Annotated in this window: 19 protein-coding genes; 11 read left to right on the forward strand and 8 right to left on the reverse strand. The window is 62.9% G+C overall.

Annotated features, from left to right (window positions below; translation table 11 throughout):
- The first annotated feature begins 57 nt into the window (after positions 1-57).
- The gene (locus tag FGL95_RS06700; RefSeq protein ID WP_169585446.1) at positions 58-354 is read left to right on the forward strand and encodes a putative quinol monooxygenase; all 297 of its coding nucleotides are present in this window, start codon (positions 58-60) and stop codon (positions 352-354) included.
- A 9-nt stretch (positions 355-363) separates the two neighbouring features.
- On the opposite strand, the gene FGL95_RS06705 is transcribed toward FGL95_RS06700, so the two are convergent.
- On the reverse strand, positions 364-642 hold the full coding sequence (locus tag FGL95_RS06705) for a hypothetical protein (RefSeq protein WP_169585447.1): 279 nt from the start codon (positions 640-642) through the stop codon (positions 364-366).
- Between the two features lie 163 nt (positions 643-805).
- Between FGL95_RS06705 and FGL95_RS06710 the strand changes: the two genes are divergently transcribed.
- Positions 806-2,173 (forward strand): FAD-linked oxidase C-terminal domain-containing protein, encoded by a 1,368-nt coding sequence (locus FGL95_RS06710; protein ID WP_169585448.1) that lies wholly within the window; start codon positions 806-808, stop codon positions 2,171-2,173.
- On the opposite strand, the gene FGL95_RS06715 is transcribed toward FGL95_RS06710, so the two are convergent.
- The 5 genes from FGL95_RS06715 to FGL95_RS06730 form a co-directional block, all read right to left on the reverse strand.
- Entirely contained in the window at positions 2,167-2,532 is a 366-nt protein-coding gene (locus FGL95_RS06715; RefSeq protein ID WP_169585449.1) for a DUF5313 family protein, read from the reverse strand. The genes FGL95_RS06710 and FGL95_RS06715 overlap by 7 nt on opposite strands.
- 69 nt (positions 2,533-2,601) lie before the next feature.
- Entirely contained in the window at positions 2,602-3,291 is a 690-nt protein-coding gene (locus FGL95_RS06720; protein WP_169585450.1) for a YoaK family protein, read from the reverse strand.
- The gene (locus tag FGL95_RS32205) at positions 3,291-3,533 is read right to left on the reverse strand and encodes an SRPBCC family protein (RefSeq protein ID WP_240962902.1); all 243 of its coding nucleotides are present in this window, start codon (positions 3,531-3,533) and stop codon (positions 3,291-3,293) included. Before FGL95_RS32205 ends, FGL95_RS06720 begins: the two co-directional genes overlap by 1 nt.
- Positions 3,449-3,799, reverse strand: coding sequence for an SRPBCC family protein (locus tag FGL95_RS06725; protein WP_240962807.1), 351 nt, complete (start codon positions 3,797-3,799; stop codon positions 3,449-3,451). Before FGL95_RS06725 ends, FGL95_RS32205 begins: the two co-directional genes overlap by 85 nt.
- Positions 3,799-4,362 (reverse strand): FKBP-type peptidyl-prolyl cis-trans isomerase, encoded by a 564-nt coding sequence (locus FGL95_RS06730; protein ID WP_338079739.1) that lies wholly within the window; start codon positions 4,360-4,362, stop codon positions 3,799-3,801. The genes FGL95_RS06725 and FGL95_RS06730 overlap by 1 nt, the downstream gene beginning before the upstream one ends.
- A gap of 71 nt (positions 4,363-4,433) precedes the next feature.
- Here FGL95_RS06730 and FGL95_RS06735 point away from each other — a divergent pair, with 71 nt between their 5' ends.
- Genes FGL95_RS06735 through FGL95_RS06745 form a run of 3 tightly spaced genes read left to right on the forward strand, consistent with a single transcriptional unit; the run spans position 4,434 to position 7,370 of the window.
- Positions 4,434-5,594 (forward strand): lactate 2-monooxygenase, encoded by a 1,161-nt coding sequence (locus FGL95_RS06735; RefSeq protein ID WP_338079740.1) that lies wholly within the window; start codon positions 4,434-4,436, stop codon positions 5,592-5,594.
- Positions 5,587-6,195 (forward strand): TetR family transcriptional regulator, encoded by a 609-nt coding sequence (locus tag FGL95_RS06740; RefSeq protein ID WP_169585452.1) that lies wholly within the window; start codon positions 5,587-5,589, stop codon positions 6,193-6,195. The genes FGL95_RS06735 and FGL95_RS06740 overlap by 8 nt, the downstream gene beginning before the upstream one ends.
- Entirely contained in the window at positions 6,192-7,370 is a 1,179-nt protein-coding gene (locus FGL95_RS06745; protein ID WP_169585453.1) for a serine hydrolase domain-containing protein, read from the forward strand. The genes FGL95_RS06740 and FGL95_RS06745 overlap by 4 nt, the downstream gene beginning before the upstream one ends.
- Positions 7,371-7,374: 4 nt before the next feature.
- On the opposite strand, the gene FGL95_RS06750 is transcribed toward FGL95_RS06745, so the two are convergent.
- Entirely contained in the window at positions 7,375-8,007 is a 633-nt protein-coding gene (locus tag FGL95_RS06750) for a TetR/AcrR family transcriptional regulator (RefSeq protein ID WP_169585454.1), read from the reverse strand.
- A 90-nt stretch (positions 8,008-8,097) separates the two neighbouring features.
- Here FGL95_RS06750 and FGL95_RS32210 point away from each other — a divergent pair, with 90 nt between their 5' ends.
- Genes FGL95_RS32210 through FGL95_RS06785 form a run of 6 tightly spaced genes read left to right on the forward strand, consistent with a single transcriptional unit; the run spans position 8,098 to position 15,263 of the window.
- Positions 8,098-10,560, forward strand: a complete 2,463-nt coding sequence (locus tag FGL95_RS32210) for an NAD(P)-binding domain-containing protein (protein ID WP_240962808.1) — start codon at positions 8,098-8,100, stop codon at positions 10,558-10,560.
- A 28-nt stretch (positions 10,561-10,588) separates the two neighbouring features.
- Positions 10,589-11,416 (forward strand): hypothetical protein, encoded by an 828-nt coding sequence (locus tag FGL95_RS06765; RefSeq protein ID WP_169585456.1) that lies wholly within the window; start codon positions 10,589-10,591, stop codon positions 11,414-11,416.
- A complete protein-coding gene (locus tag FGL95_RS06770) occupies positions 11,413-13,206 on the forward strand; it encodes a flavin-containing monooxygenase (RefSeq protein WP_169585457.1) in 1,794 nt (597 codons plus the stop codon). Before FGL95_RS06765 ends, FGL95_RS06770 begins: the two co-directional genes overlap by 4 nt.
- The gene (locus FGL95_RS06775) at positions 13,203-14,210 is read left to right on the forward strand and encodes an alpha/beta hydrolase (protein ID WP_169585458.1); all 1,008 of its coding nucleotides are present in this window, start codon (positions 13,203-13,205) and stop codon (positions 14,208-14,210) included. Before FGL95_RS06770 ends, FGL95_RS06775 begins: the two co-directional genes overlap by 4 nt.
- Before the next feature lie 28 nt (positions 14,211-14,238).
- The gene (locus FGL95_RS06780; protein ID WP_169585459.1) at positions 14,239-14,388 is read left to right on the forward strand and encodes a hypothetical protein; all 150 of its coding nucleotides are present in this window, start codon (positions 14,239-14,241) and stop codon (positions 14,386-14,388) included.
- Positions 14,389-14,402: 14 nt separating this feature from the next.
- A complete protein-coding gene (locus FGL95_RS06785) occupies positions 14,403-15,263 on the forward strand; it encodes a hypothetical protein (RefSeq protein WP_169585460.1) in 861 nt (286 codons plus the stop codon).
- Here the strand turns inward: FGL95_RS06785 and FGL95_RS06790 are convergent.
- A complete protein-coding gene (locus FGL95_RS06790) occupies positions 15,248-16,528 on the reverse strand; it encodes an ATP-binding protein (protein ID WP_169585461.1) in 1,281 nt (426 codons plus the stop codon). The genes FGL95_RS06785 and FGL95_RS06790 overlap by 16 nt on opposite strands.
- Between the last annotated feature and the right edge of the window lie 142 nt (positions 16,529-16,670).

Here is a 16,670-nt window from a genome sequence, read left to right on the forward strand (position 1 = left end):
CCCGATGCGACACGGTGGTGCCACCGAATTCTGCGATTCGCACAGTAGGGTCCGAGCATGACCAATCTGAACGTCGTCGCAGTCATCCAGGCCAAGCCGGACACGATCGAGGAAGTCCGGGCCGTGTTGGCCGACTTGGTCCGTGCATCACGCGCCGAGCCGGGCTGCGTGTCGTACGACCTGAACGAGTCTCTCGCGGCGCCCGGTACTTTCGTTGCGATCGAATCGTGGCGTAGTCAGGAAGACTTGGCCGAGCACGCGAAGTCGCAGCACATGCGAGCCGCGTTGTCGGCGGTCGGCGATCGACTCGCGGCCGCACCTGCGGTCCACCCGCTCACCCCCGTCGACATCTGATCCCCTCGCCTATCCGCGCGACCGCCGCGTACTGATTCCAGGGGTTCTGTAATTGCGGCCGAGCCACCACAGGCCGGCCATGAGTACGACGCCGATTGCAAGGAAGACGACGATCGCATAGCGCCATTGGTAAATCAGTGCGAACGCGTAGCCGAACCACAGCCCGGTCAGCAGAGCAAGGTAGGCCATGCTGCCGATGAGATTCAGCGCGGTGCGCTGCGCGCGGGGGAGCCGAAGAGGTCGCGACCACTTGAGCGGTCCCAGACCAACTTCGATTCGTACTGCCATCGGTACCCCTCAGCGAACGCGGAGTTCCGAGGTTAGGCCGCGCCAGATCGTGAAGTCGTGAAGACACGCCTGAGCCGGACCCATTCGAGACCGAACCGCGACTGACGAAGCGCGCCACTAGAGTCGACCTCGTCCGGACCGGTCGGCCGAAAGAGGTTTCCTCGTGCTCGTTGCCGACCTGAGAGCGAACCTCCCAGCCGACCGACTTGTCGTCGATCCCGCGGTCATCGAGCGCTACCTGCACGACGAGGCCGAGTGGGCACCCTTCGAAAGCCCGCTCGCGGTCTTGCGCCCTCGAACCGCGGAAGAAGTGCAGGTCGCGGTGCAACTGTGCGCCCGCTATGGCACCCCGATCGTCCCGCGCGGCGCCGGTACCGGTCTGTCCGGTGGGGCTAATTCCAGCCGTGACTGTCTGGTCGTCGCGTTCGACGCGATGACGGCGATCAAGGAGATCGACCCTCTGGAACGGCTCGCCGTCGTAGAGCCGGGTGTCGTCAACGACGACCTTCGGCGCGCGTGCGCCGACCTGGGTCTCTGGTATCCGCCGGACCCGGCGAGTTCACCGTGGTCGACGATCGGCGGCAACGTCGCGACAAACGCGGGCGGCGTGTGCTGCGTGAAGTACGGCGTCACCGGCGACTACGTCCTCGGCATGCAAGTCGTGACAGGAGGAGGCGAGCTTGTGCGGCTCGGCCGTCGAACACGCAAGGGCGTCGCCGGCTACGACCTCACGGGGCTGATGGTCGGATCCGAAGGCACTCTTGGTCTGATCACCGAAATCACTGTGCGCCTGCGGCCGAGGCGCGAGCCTGAGCGCACCATCGCGGGATATTTCGACACACTCGTCGACGCCGGTCGCGCAGTCGCGGCGGTGGCATCGAGGGGAATTACACCGTCAGCCCTCGAGTTGGTGGACCGGCAGTGCCTGCTCGCTGTCGATGCGTGGAAGAACATGGGCCTGTCGGTCGACGCGAACGTCGTCCTGCTGGGTCGAGTCGATACTGCGGGCAGCGTCGGCGACGACGAGGCCCGCGCGGTCCGAGCGGCGTTCGACGAGGCTGGCGCTACGTGGAGCGCGCAATCAACGGATCAGGCCGAATCCGATGCGTTGTTCGCAGCACGACGATTGGCCTACCCCGCGATGGAGCGGCTGGGTCCGGTACTGACCGAAGACATCTGTGTGCCGATCCGTGCCGTCCCGGACATGCTTGCGCGCATCGAACAGGTTGCCGCGCTGCGTGATACGACGATCGCGAATATCGCACACGCCGGCGACGGGAACTTGCATCCACTCCTTATCGCTCCGCGCGAGGACGACGCGGCTCGCGCCCGCGCGCAGGCCGCATTCAGCGACATCATCGATGCCGCACTGGAACTCGGCGGAACCGTGACCGGCGAGCACGGCGTCGGGCTGCTCAAGATGGCGGGACTGGCCAAGGAATTGCAGCCCGCCGTGCTCGACATGCATCAGAGCATCAAGCGCGGCCTGGATCCGTACGGCATTTTGAACCCGGGCAAGGTCGTCTATTGATGCCCGAAGCGCAGCTGGTACCTCATCCGTTCGTTGTCGGAGTGCTTTGCCCGGTCGACCAGATGCGGGTCGAGTCCGTGAGCTTCCATCCGAAATCGCCGCCACACATAGCTGAGCGCAATGGTGAAAATGACGAATGGAACGACCATCATGGCGAGCATTGCGACCTTGATCCACAGCTCTCCTGGTAGCAGGAAAACGAGCAGGAAGAAGGGCAGCGTCGGTACGAAGAACCGCAACAGCCACCGCCGCTCAGCCCCGGGCCCGACCAGATCGTTCTCGACCCAGGGGTGCAGTGACTCAGGAAGCGTGCGGCCGATCGCGTAACCGACAAATTGTGAAGGCGTCGGAGTATTCATGACTTAACGCTACGTCTCTGCGGCGCTTTGTCCAGAGGTCAGAGGCACTTTTCGCTGTTGTCGCCACGGCTAGTCTTTTTCCAACGGCAAGGGCCCGCGGCCCTCGCGCTCATCGACGTAGAAGAGCACCAAAGTCGCGGCGAGTATCCCCGCCGGGATGAATGCCGCGTAGTGGCTCAGCGCCTGCGTCGAGACTGCACCTATGACCGCTCCGACCGCGAATGCGCTGATGATCCGCGCATAGACACCGGCGACCTTGCGGGACTCGGGTTTGTGATCGACGACGCCGGCGTAGAGCGCCTCGGTGAAACGCAGCAGGTTGCCAGTGGTGGCAATCGCCATGTAGGACAGCGACCCGACCGTTCGGAACAACCCCATCTGGATAGCCGCCACGAAGGAGACCGGCACGGTGACCAACGCGTTGTTCCAACTGAGTGGAACGAAAGCAACCGCAACGAGGACCAGGATTTGCGCCACGATCGCCAATCGAATCGGATGCGCTGTGAGGCGATGGGAGCGCTCACTTTTGAGCAGATTCGCAAAGGCCACGCCGACCAGAAATGCCAAGATCGGCCATAGATGACCCACGGCGGCTTGCCATTCCGCTGCAGCGAGGTTGACGCCGAGGAGGATCACGTTGCCGGTCTGGGCGTTTGCGAACACGCCGTCACGGCTGACGAAGGTGTAGCCGTCAAGAAATGCGCTGGAAGCGGTGAGCAGCAGCGCGAACCGAAGTGTTGTCGACGTCTGGGATTCCATCAAGGTGCATTCTCTATCGCCGCCTTGAGGTTTTTCAGTGTGATTCGGATATTTCGGCGATTGAACACGCTGAAGCTGGGTGTGCCGGTCAGGAATGGATCGACGACGGCGGTGAGCGCATCGGGCCACGAACGTCGCCCGTCGGTCCAGGTCTCGGTCACCCTGGTGCCGCCGTCGGTCGCCTCGAACGTGTAGTCCCACGACGCGACGGAGACCTTGATGAGAGGCTTGAAAACTCCCACGCGCGGACCTCGAATGCGAATCGTTCGCCGGGTTCGGCTGCGGTGACGACGCATTCGGTGGTCCAGCGAAAGCCAAATCGCTCGTTGTGGCCGTCGAACACCGTTCCTACCTGCGTGTTCGCGCTGTCGGCCGATGGCTGCATCGTCGCGCCGCGATTTTCGGGACTCCAGTGCCTCGTCAGGGTCGGGTCGCTGACCTTCGCGTACACCGTCAGCGGATCCGCTGCGATGTCGATGCTTTCGGAAACCGTGAAGGTGCGGGGCATCAGTGCTGCTTGACCGCGACCGCGTCGATGACGAACACGAGAGTCTCGTTGGGCTTGATTCCGTTGCCGCCCTTGCCGTATCCGAGCGAGGCAGGCACGACCAGCAGCCTGCGCCCGCCTTCCTTGAGCCCGATGAGGCCCTGGTTCCAGCCTTCGATGACGCGCGCTTTTCCGACGTTCTCGACGGTGAACGGCTCGCCGCGGTTCCAGGAGGCGTCCTTTTCGGCCTTGTCCGACCAGGTCACAAGGTCGTACTGCACGGTCGCGTCGTCACCTGCCTTGACTTCGGTTCCGGTGCCGGGCGTGATGTCTTTGATCAACAGCTCGCTCGGCGGTGCGCAGTTGTCGGGGATCGTGATTTCCGGCCTCGCGTTCGCCGCCCCGCTGACGGTGATCGCGTCGGCGGTGCACGCCGCAAGCGGCGTGGTAGCGCTGGAGGTTGCTGGGCTGCCGGTAGTTGTCGGCGAAGAGTTCGATGCGCTCTCGTTCGAGCTGCATCCCGCCACGCCCGCGCCAGTGAGAAGCACCGTCGCGACAGTCATGATCTTGATCGAATTGCGCACGGTTGGCCAGCGTAGCCGGTGGGCTCTGATACATTTTTGTATCGATGTGCTCGGCGACCAATGGAGGTTTCGTGCCCAACTTCGGTGACTTTCAACTGGAGATCTACTTCGGTGGTTTGGGTGGCGTGCTGCCGACCATGCCGATGACGTACAGCGAGTTGGAAGAGCGCGCGAAGTATGCGCTGCCGCCGGGCATCTGGTCGTATGTCGCTGGGGGAGCGGGTGACGAGCTCACGCAACGGGTGAACGTCACGGCATTCGAGAAGTACGGACTGATTCCGCGGATGCTCCGTGCGTCGAAGGAGCGCGACCTCTCGATCGAGCTGTTCGGTATGACGCTGCCGTCACCGATCTTCATGTCGCCGGTCGGCGTCATCGGGCTGTGCTCGCAAGACGGTCACGGCGATATCGCTACGGCCAAGGCTGCCGCGAGGACGGGCGTTCCGATGGTGATGTCGACGCTGACCGTCGACCCGATGGAAGACGTCGCCGCCCATTTCGGCAACACGCCCGGCATGTTCCAGCTCTACACGCCTACCAACAAGGACGTGGCGCAGAGCTTCGTCAGCCGGGCCGAGGCGTCGGGGTTCAAGGCGATCGTCGTCACGCTCGATACCTGGGTGCCGGGCTGGCGACCGCGCGACCTGTCCACGTCGAACTTCCCCCAACTGCGGGGCCATTGCCTGGCCAACTACTTCTCCGACCCGGTATTCCGTGGACTGCTGGCCAAGTCGCCCGAAGACGACCCGAAAACCGCAATCCTGACGTGGATCTCGATGTTCGGCAATTCGCTGACGTGGGACGACCTCGACTGGTTGCGTTCGCTGACAAAGTTGCCGATCGTGCTCAAAGGGATCTGTCATCCCGAGGACGCGCGACGCGCCAAGGACGCGGGCGTCGACGGCATCTACTGCAGCAATCACGGTGGACGGCAGGCGAACGGCGGCATCGCCGCGATCGATCATCTCTCCGATGTTGTGGAGGCGGTCGACGGTCTGCCGGTGTTGTTCGATTCCGGAATTCGCAACGGCAGCGACATCGTCAAGGCGCTGGCACTCGGTGCGACGGCGGTCGGCATCGGGCGTCCGTACGCCTACGGGCTGGCGCTCGGTGGCGTCGACGGTCTTGTCCACGTGCTGCGGTCGTTGCTCGCGGAGGCGGACCTGCTGATGGCGGTCGACGGCTATCCGACCATCGCGGACCTGAATCCCGAAGCAATTCGACGTGGCTAAGCCGGTCACCAAGCGGCGCACAGAAACTCGCGAACGACTCGTCGATGCGGCCTACGAAGCTTTCGCCGATATCGGGTTCGGTCGCTCGACGGTCGAGCAGGTGTGCGAGCGCGCCGGCTACACGCGGGGTGCGTTCTATTCGAACTTCACTTCGCTCGACGAGTTGTTCCTCGCGATGTGGGAACGGAAATCGGCCGAACTGCTGACCGGCGTGCGCGCTGCGTTGGACGACGATGCCCCGGCGGTGCGGTCTGTCGGCGATATCGTCGAGCACTTCGCCGGCGTCGTTCCGATCGACGACGTCTGGTACCGCATCACTGCCGAGTTCACCGCACATGCGTTGCGCCATCCGTCGTTACGACGGGTGATGGCGGCGCGCGAAGCTGCGATCAGCGCAGCGCTCACACCCGTTCTAGAGACCTTGCTCAATCGGATCGGGCGCACGATTCCCGACCATGTTGCGATGGGGCAAGCGCTCGTCGCCGTCCACGACGGCACCACTGTACAAGTGCTGCTCGAGCCGGACGATGCAGTCGTTCGTGCGCGCCGCATCACTCTGCTCACGCACGTCATCACCGCCTACTCGGAGGACCGAAAATGAGCAACGACGCTCGTATCAACGGCTGGACCGCAGACGGATTCGAATCGGTCGGTGCGTCATTCGCGAAGCTCATCGGACCGGGTCGGCCCGGCGGTGGAGCACTCACGATCAGTGTGCACGGTGAGCCGGTCGTGAATCTGTGGACCGGATACGCCGACGCCGCCCGGACCACGCCCTGGACCGAGAACACCGGCGCGGTCGCATGGTCGGCAACCAAAGGTCCGACGGCGATGGTCATCCACCGGCTGGTCGATCGCGGCCTCCTCGACTATGACGAACCCGTCGCACGGTACTGGCCTGAGTTCGCGCAGCAAGGCAAGGGCACGATTACGGTCCGCGACGCTCTCACACATCGTGCCGGCTTGTCTTCGGTCGTCGGATTGACAACTCGGCCAGCGGATTTCCTCGACCTGGAGCTCATGGAGTCGCGCATTGCGGCCGCTCGTCCGCGTCTCCACGGGGTCCCCGCGTACCACGGCCTGACCTACGGCTGGGTCCTCGGCGGACTGGCGCGCTCGGTTACCGGCTCGTCGCTGCCGGACCTCTTCCGCACCGAACTGGCTGAACCGCTCGGTGTCGACGGACTGCACCTGGGTGCGCCGGCTGCAGGTTCGAAGACCGTGATCGCCGAGATGGTCGGCAAGCGGTTCGGGTCGCTGGGCTCACGCGTCGCACTGTCAGTTGCGTCGGTCGCGGGCCGCGCTCCCTACGTCGGGTTGGTGCCGAATGCGTTCGGCGACGTGCTCGGACCGCTCACCAAGGGTGACCCGCCGCTGGTGATCGGCGCGAATCTCGGTGCGGCGTCGGGCATCTTCACTGCACCCGCCCTGGCGAACTTCTACGCGGCGATCGTGAGCGGAACTCTGCTGAGCCCGGAACTCAACGCGCAGATCGGCGTCCTCCAGTCGCGGCAGCGCGATCGAATTCTGGGCCAGCTTTGGGGACTCGGCTTCCACCACCTGCCCGGCATGCGCGGATTCGGCCACGTAGGTTTGTCCGGAACGACAGGGTGGGTCGTACCCCAACACGGCCTGGCCATCGGCTTCGTCCACAACCGGATGGACCTGCGGACCCTGCCCGCCGATCAGGTGCTGTTGCCGCGGCTGATGCCGTCGATCGCCAAGGCGGTCCGCGCCTCCCGGCCCGCACGAGCAGGGGAGCGGCGCGCGTCCTAGCAGGTCACTTGGTAGCGAAGGACCGCATCAGTTCCACGGCCGTCTCGACGTAGGTCTTTCGTTCATCGACTGCGAAATTGCCGCGCAGGCCCCTGGCGAGTCCGCCGATCGCAAAACCGGTGAGCGCGTTCGCTATTGCCGCGGTGTCGAATGTCGGATCCAGAATTCCCTGTTGCTTGGCTCGAGCCACGTACATCGTCGTCACCGCAGTGAACATGTCGGCGAGTCCGAAGATTCGCGCACTGACTGCCTCGTCGATCATTCCGCTGCGGATCAGGACTGTCGACAAGGTCGGGTGCTCATCGAGCAGCGTGAACAGATTGTCGCCGACTCTGCGTAGGTAGTCGGCGAAATCGTCGATCGACGAGAGGTTGGTCGGTGCCACGTCTGCGCCGATGGCAGCCATGATCTGCTCGATGATGAAATCGATGACGCCGTCGAGGACTTCGCGCTTGTTGTCGAAATACAGGTAGAACGTGCCGCGCCCTAGTTCGGCGGATTGCATGATCTCCGTGATCCCTGTGTCGTGATAGCCGCGCTCGGCAAATTCCTTGTACGCCGCTTCCACGATCTGCCGCTTGCGTCGCTCGGTCAGGGCGGGGTCGGCCGGACGGCCCGGACCAGCGCGGCGTGTCATGTCGGCAAGTCTACATGTTGAGCGTGAGCGTTTGACCTGCAATTAATAACATGGTTGACGTGTCAGCCATATAAAAGTACCGTCAGCGACATGAAGAAGGAACCAGACCACGAGGTAGCGATCATCGGCGCGGGGTTCGCCGGCATGGGTGCAGCGATCAAGCTGAAGGACGACGGGATCGACGACTTCGTCATCATCGAACGTCGCGCCGACGTCGGTGGCACCTGGCGCGATAACACCTACCCAGGTGTCGGCGTAGATATCCCGTCGTTCACGTACTCGTATCACTTCGAGCAGAACCCGAACTGGTCGCGCGTCTTCGCGCCTGGTGCGGAGCTGATGAAGTACGCCACCGACATCGCAGACAAGTACGGATTGCGCAGGCACCTCAGACTCAACACGTCGGTCGACACGGCAGAGTTCGACGAGGGAAATCATCTATGGCGCTTGACGTTCGATACCGGTGACGAGATGACCGCGCGGTTCCTCATATCGTGCCACGGCGTGCTGGTCACTCCGGTGCAGCCGAACATCGCAGGTCTGGACAGATTCGAGGGCAAGATCCTGCGCTCGGCGAGTTGGGACCACGACTACGACGTCGCCGGCAAACGCGTGGCCGTCATCGGGACGGGAGCCAGTGCCCTGCAGATCATTCCGACGATCGCCCCGGAGACAGCACGTCTCGACGTGTATCAGCGCACGCCGATCTGGGTGATCCCCAAGGTGAATCCGTCGATTTCGCCCGTTGTGCAACGGGTATTCGCGAACGTACCGCTCGCCCAACGAGCGGTCCGGCTCGCAACTACTGCAGGTAGCGACGGCACGGTGATTCTCGGTGCGGTCTACAACCGGCAACTGCCGCTGATTGCGAAATCCATGGAAGCCGTGTGCCGCGCGCAACTGCGAGTTCAGGTGAAGGACAAAGACACTCGAGCGAAGCTGACACCTGCCTACGCCTTCGGCTGCAAGCGCCCGTCGTTCTCCAATGCCTACCTGCGTGCATTCAACCGGGACGACGTCGAGTTGGTCACCGATTCGATCGAACAGGTCACTGCCAACGGAATCAGGACGGTCGACGGCCAGGTCCGCGAGGTCGACGCAATCGTGCTCGCCACCGGATTCAAGGTCTTCGACGTGCCGTACACGATCCGCGGTGTCGACGGCGCGGACCTCTCGGACGTGTGGGCGCGTGATCGCAAACAGGCATACCAAAGGTTCGACGCTGCCGCAGTTCCCCAACTTGTTCCTGGTCCCAGGTCCGTACGGGGTATCCGGCGCCTCGTGGTTCGGCACGATCGATCTGGGCGTCACCCACGCGGTAAAGGTGTTGCAGGAAGCCAGGAAGCGCGGCGCAACGCGCGTCGCTCCCACGATGGACGCACACCGCCGGTTCCTCGACGACACGTTGCGCAAGGTCGAGCGCGAGGTGTTCAAGAGCCCGAGCTGTGCAGGGTCCAACAGCTACTACACCGACGAACATGGCGACGCGCCGTTCCTGCGCCCCAGTCTCGGTGTGTTCAGCTGGTTCAGCGTCCGCTACTTCAGTTGGAAAGACTACTCGTTCGACACTTGTGCGGAGCTGTCCGCATGACCGCCGACGGCTCGCGCATCCTGGAGCGCACGCTCAACTCCGGTCAGTTCGAGATCCCGGAGGGACGAATCGAATTGGGGAAATTGAGCGAGGTCGGTCCGCTCAATTGGTTGGCGCATCGCGCAGCCGGACTTGTCCTGGGGACGCCTTCGGTGAAAGGCGCGGAAGCGTTGTCGCTCAATCCCTGGCTGCTGTGGACCTGGTTAGTGCATTCGGCGGCGATCACCCCGTTACGGCGGCGCCGCGATCCCAACATCCAGCTCGTCATCCTTCGCACCGTCTGGAATGCCCACGGGCGCTACGAGTGGTACGTGCACTTCCATGTGTCGCGACTGGGTGGAGTATCGCCGGAGACGATCGAACGGGTGACGAAGGGCCCCGACGAACCCGGCTGGACCGACGAGCAGCGAGCGCTACTGCAGGCCGTCGATGACATTCAGCGCGATCACCAGATCAGCGATGTCACCTGGAAAGAGCTGGAGCCCTTCCTCGACAACCGCCGCATCGCGGAATTGTTCTTCGTGATCGGGCTCTACGACCATCTTGCGATGCTGTTCAATTCCGTTGGCCTGCAACCGGAGCCGAAGCGGTACAACTGGGCGCCGTTGATGCTGACCCGTCGGCCCGACGACGGTGACGCGCTGCTGCCAGACGCTCTTCGTCGAGTCGAGCCGCTGTTGACGGGCGTGCTTCCGTACGGCGACATTGTGGTGGGTGCCCGACGAGTCCGGGCCGTCGTCCTCGACGAAGGGTCCCAGATCGCGATCCCGCTCGCCTACGGCAAGGCCAGGCTGTGGATCACCGACCTGCTCGCTGCAGGGTCCGCACAGATCGCTCTTGCCGACAGAATCCTAGAGATCACCCAGCCGCGAATTGTCGATGCCACTCAGACCTACGCGATGTCGGCTCGCGTGCAACGCCTTTCCCGGCTCATGCCGGTTCTCATCGCTGACGTCAGCTGATCCCACGCGAAACGAAAATTGGAGAAGTATGTCTACTCGCACTCTCGAACCCGTCAGTCACCTGCAAGATCAACCGACTTCATCGCTGTGGCGCATCCCGCCGATTCCCGCGATCATCGGAATTCTCGACCGCTGGGCGCAAACTGGGCGCCTACAACGACTGAGCTACCTGGTGTTCGGCGGTACCGCGGTCCTGGCGGTGGCCGGCTTGTTGACCCTCTACGTCACGATCTTGCCCGACGGCGAATCGACCACAGCCATAGCGGATTTCATCCGCGATCACCAGTTGCTCCTCAAAGTCGCCATGGGCCTTGCTGGACTGATGTTCCTCGCCCTGTTGGTGATCAGCGGCGCGGTCGCGAGCCTGCTGTATCCGGCGGACAAGAGCCCCGGGCACCGCATGAGCTGGATCGGCTTCGCCAGCGATCTCGCGCTCATCATCTTCTTCGCGTTCGAAGTGGGAATCTTCGCCGCGAACATCCTGCTCGTCGACCATGTCAGCGACGAGATCGTGCACGCTCTACACGTCGTCACCCTCGCGTCCGCGTATCTGCTCGGACCGCTGTGGATTCCGTTTTTCATCTCGTTCATTGTGATCTCTAAGCGCGGCAACGTCTTTCCGTCCTGGCTCAACTGGTTTGCCGCTTACACCTGCGTGACGAACGGACTTGCCTGGTTCGGCTTCCTCACCTTGACGGGACCACTCAATGCGATGAACGGCCTTGTCTCGCTCGGTGGTCCGACGATCGGGCCGGTCCCATTCATCGTCATCTTGGCCGTCCATCTGGTCATGCGGGAGCTTCCCGCCGGGCTGGCACGACGCAACGCGCAGTTGACTGGAGGCGCGACGCAATGACCGAACAATTCGAAACTCCGGATTTCGAGTTCGCAATTCTCGGCGCGGGCTATGCGGGTATCGGCACCGCGATCGCATTGAAGCAAGCAGGAATCGAAGACTTCGTCATGGTGGACAAGGACTCCGAATTCGGCGGAACCTGGCACGTCAACACCTATCCAGGTGTGGCCGTCGATCTGCCAGGCGTGCTGTACACCTTCCACGAAGAGCAATACCCGGAGTGGCAGAAAACCTTCCCACTTGGGCACGAGATCAAGGGCTACATCGACCATTGCGTCGATAAGTACAACCTTCGCCGCCACGCGATCTTCGGCGTAGAAATTCTCAGCGCCGATTACGACGAACGACACCATCTCTGGCGGGCGCATCTCGACACAGGTCACACCGTGACCTGCCGTTATGTCATCGGCGGTTGGGGCCTGCTGCAGAAGCCCAAGAACGCCGACATCTCCGGGCTGGAGGAGTTCGCCGGAAAGGTCATGCACACCGCGAGGTGGGACCACAGCTACGACTACGCAGGCAAGCGCGTTGCCGTGATCGGGACGGGTGCGTCCGCAATTCAGGTTGTGCCCACCATCGCTCCGGATGTCGCCCAGCTCGATGTCTACCAGCGCACCGCCTCCTGGGTCTTGCCGAGACCTGACCCGCGCGTTCCCGAGTTGGTGCGCAAGCTTTTCCGCCGGTTCCCCGGCGTGCTCAAACTGATTGCCCTCGTCGTTCACGGTGCCGCAGAGCTGGTGAAAACACTTGGGCTGGTCTACTACACCCGCGCGCCGTTCGTCGTCCGCGTCATCGAATGGATCTGCCTGCTGAACATGCGAATCGGCGCGCGAGACAAGGATGTTCGAGCAAAGCTGCGTCCCCGGTCCGGCTGGGGCTGCACATTCCCGACCGTGTCGAACAAGTACTACCCAACGTTCAACCGCGCCAACGTGGAGCTGATCACCGACGGTATCGAACGCATCGACGCCGAAGGAATCTGGACCACCGACGGGATTCACCGACCGGTCGATCTGATTGTCATGGCCACCGGGTTCAAGGGCTTCGAAGACCAGCCGCCACTGCCGCTGCGCGGTCGCGACGGTCGTGATCTCCGACAAGTGTTCCGAGAAGAACGAATTCGGGCATTCCACGGCGCGACCGTGCCGCACGCCCCGAACGCTTTCCTGCCGATCGGTCCCTACAGCTTCACCGGCCATTCGTATGCACTCTCGATCGACTTCAGTGCGCGCCACCTGATTCGGTGCATTGCCGAGGCCCGCAGACGGGGCGCCACCGAGATTCAAGTGACTTCTGAAGCCAACGAGCGGTACTTCCAGTACTGCTTGGACCATATGCAGTACACGGCATTCTTCAACAACAACTGCGACGTCAACCAGGGGTACTTCTTCGACCCGCACGGCGACGTCCCACTGATCCGGCCGAGTTCGACGCTGAAGGCGTGGTACGACAATCACACCTTCGACGTCGTCAACGACTACCGATTTGCTTCCGTCGGAAGCGATGAACCTTTGCCCGCACCGGCGACCGCGAAAACACATTGGCTCGATCGATATCGGCTGCTCTTCCGCAACGCCGACCGTCGAGCGGTCCAAGCGAACGCGCAGGTCGACGAGACGGTCGTCGCGCTCCTGTCGTCCGGAGCCACCGAGCGAGTCAACAACGCGACAGACCGAGCAGAGCGCGCACGACTCGTCGGCGACCTGTTGGCGGTGCTTCGTGAAGCGAGATCGGGCTTCGACGTCGAGTCGATCGACCTGGACCCCGATAGCGAAGGCATCGCACCATGAGCTGGCAATCCCGAGTTCTGATGCGTACGAGTCGCATCGTGATCAAGCCCTCCTTGAACGCCCTGATAAGCGTGTACGGGATGTTGATCGCCGCCGGACCGCCGGGTACGGCCAAGGCACGGTGGATCCAGACCATGGTGGCGTCGAGCGATCACCTGGCATACCCGCTGCGTGCGGTGAGGGGCAGCACGGTCGAGGTACTTCCTGGCTGGCCGCGGATCGAAAAGGTCAGTGGTCCGGGTGAACTCGACGAGAATGCCGCGGTGGTCTTCTTCCACGGCGGCGGACTGGTCGCCGGTGGGTTCAATTCGCATCGCCGACTGCTCTCTCGACTGTCGGCGAATGCCCACGTGCCGGTGTACAGCGTCGAATATCGGCTGCTGATAGAGCACGAATTCGCGGATGCTGTGCGAGACGGAATTGCTGCGTATCGAGCGATCCTGGCCGCGGGCATCGACCCGGCGAAGGTTGTGTTGGGCGGTGATTCGGGGGGAGCTGCCGTCGCCCTTGGCAGTGCGATCGCGATAAGGGACGGCGGACTGCCCCTTCCGGCCGGCGTTGTCATAATGTCGCCGTGGGTCGATTTCGACCCCACCGAGAAGCTCGCCGATCCGCGAGCCAAGCAAGATGCGGCTATCCCGATCGCCGGCGCGTGGCCGATGAGCGGTGGCCGACTCATGGCGGAACACGTCTTGGCGCGCAGCGTCTCCGAAGCCAGAGCGGTTTCACCCATCAACCACGACTTGTCACGCCTCCCACCGTTTCTGATCCACGCTGCCGACACCGAAGTGCTGGCAATCGACGCACTGGCTCTGCATGACCGGTTGCTCGACAGCGGGGTTCGAAGTGGCTTGAAACTGTGGCCCGGCCAGATTCACGTGTTCCAGTTGGCTGCCGATGTGGTCCCCGAGGGACGGACATCGCTCGAAGAACTCGGCGGCTTCATTCGTCGAATGACAGGAGACCAAAATGACAACCGATGTGAGATCGGCGCTGCGACGTGAGTGCCCGATCGGATCCTTAGCGGACGACTTGACCGACGCCGAATGCGCAGAGCTGACGGCGTGGATCAAAGAAGCGAAATCTCAGCGCCGCAAGCAAATCGATGACTCGATCGGCGAAATGCTCAACCACCTGCCGCGACTCGTCAGGATGCCCGCTAGAAAAATCCTCTTCGACTGAACGGAATCGAAACAATGACCGACCTTGTCACCCAGGGCCAATTGGAGATGCTCGCGACCGTGCTGTCGGTCGAGACCGAACGAATCCGGCATTACGAGCGGCTGGGTGCGGAAACGATTCACGAACTCCGGTCGGAAATCTCGGCGACGTTGTTCGATTCTTTGGCGTCGACGTTTGCGCGGGTCGCCAAACTCGCCCCGCTCATCCCCGACGCGCTCGTCGCCAAGCTGGCGGAGAAGATCGTTCCGCCAATGGTTTCCGGACTCGCAGCGGGCGCCCTGGGCGTCGCGTACCCGGGGCGGATCCATTCGGTGATGGGCCGCATGTCGCCTACCTATCTCGCCGCCGCCGCGCCGTACCTCGATCCTCGGGTCATTGCGACACTGGCACCTTCGATGGATCCAGCGGTGTTGGTACCCGCGGCCGAGGAACTGCTCGTTCGGCGGCAGTATGCGACCGCGGCGAACTTCGTCGAGCATGCGAATGCCGAACTCATTGCCGCTTTCGAAACTGGAATCGCCGACAACGAAGGCTTGCTCCGAACAGCTGCGCTGACACCGAACGCGAAGCGGCTCAACGAGATCCTGCGGCTGTTTCCCGCCGATCGGCTTTGCTCGATCATCATCGAGACTGCCGACGGCAGCGATGATCTCGTGCTTACCGGATTGTCGGTGCTCGGCCGGCTGGATCCTGATCTCGTCCAGCGTTACGCCGACGTCTTGATCGACAGTCTCGATGACGAAGGAATTGCTCGGTTGCTTCGCGTCGTCCGCGACGGCGGCGCCGATGCCGACTTGCGGCAGATCGTCGAGTTGTCCAGCGTCGACGTCTCCGAACGTATAGCAGCAGTCGAGGCGAGCTACATTCGTGTGTAGCGCTCGTTGTCCTGTTCGAACTGGGTGAGAATCTCGGTAGTCAGAGTCGGGCGGGTATCCGAAATCGCGGCGATGAAGTCATCGGTGTTCGCTGGCTGGCCCTTGTTGTGCAACACTTCTCGCTCGAACGCGGCTTGCGCTCCTTTTCTTGCCGCGAACTCGATATCGGCTGGGGTGAACAGTTCGGTTGCTGCGACCAGCCGCACGAGGTCGATCGCGTCATGGACCGGGCTCAGGTAGCGTGCCCAGATCGCTTTTCGTGCAGGCGGATCGGGCGGACCGATCGGGAGAATGTAGTCGAAGCGTCCTGGCCGCATGAACGCCGAGTCGAGTGATCGAATCGAATTGGTCGCACAGACCAGTAGCCGGCTGTCGTACTCGCGGAAGGCGGGAATCAGCTTGAGCAGCTCGTTCGTTACGCCCAGTTCGACGTTGGTCGCCGTCCCGGACCGCGCGGCCGCGATTTCTTCGACCTCGTCGATGAAGAGGACCAGCTCATCGAGCTCGGCGAACTCGGCGAAAGTTTCGCGAAGCGACGCCGCAAGTCCGCCCGTTGCTGTCGCTGCCAATCTTGATGGAAACAGTTCGACGAACGGCCAGCCGAGACGTGAGGCCACCGCCTTGGCGAAGCTGGTCTTACCGGTACCGGGTGGCCCGAAGAGGATGACGGCCTTGGGTGGACGTACGCCGTAGCGGTCTGCGACGTCAGGGTGCGCGAGTGGAAGCACGATCCGGCGTTCGATGATGTCCTTCTCGCGCTCCATGCCTGCCAGGGCTTGCCACAGGCCGTGCGGTAAGAGACGGCCGCCGAGTTCGGTGAGTGCATTCGTCTGATCGGGACCCAAACGATCGACCATTTCGTAGTAGACGAGACCGTCCCGTCGCAGGTAGCCGGAGTTCTCGAACGCCGCCGACCCGGTCGCGCCGTCGGCGATGATCGCACTGATGCGCCGAACTCCGACGGATCGCAACCGGCGCTCCAACTCCGCCACCAGTGCGCTGCCGATGCCGCGTTGGCGCCAGTGCGATCCGAGCGCGACGAGCAACACCCACGCGCGATCGCCTTGGGTCTGGGCAACGGTCATGCCGACAATTTCGTCGCCCACTTCCGCGACCACCGCCGGTTGGCCGCTTCGCGCTGCCGCAACGACCTCGGCTACCGGAAACACCGGTTCGAGCGACCCGGGCTCGCGACTTTCGTCCCAGATTCGAATCGCCTGATCCAGGTCGTCATCGTGGTAATCACGCAATCGCCAGACCGACATCGCACACCTCTACTCAACGACGCACGCGCTGCGTCGCTCGTTTCAGTAAACACCCGGATCCGGCACAGGTGAACGGGACAATCGGCGCATAATGCTGCGGTGACTTGGAAGAACAGGGTCGGACGAATCCGTTTGACACGGG

Source organism: Antrihabitans stalactiti, from assembly GCF_012932915.1.
In the GTDB taxonomy this organism is placed as follows: domain Bacteria; phylum Actinomycetota; class Actinomycetes; order Mycobacteriales; family Mycobacteriaceae; genus Antrihabitans; species Antrihabitans stalactiti.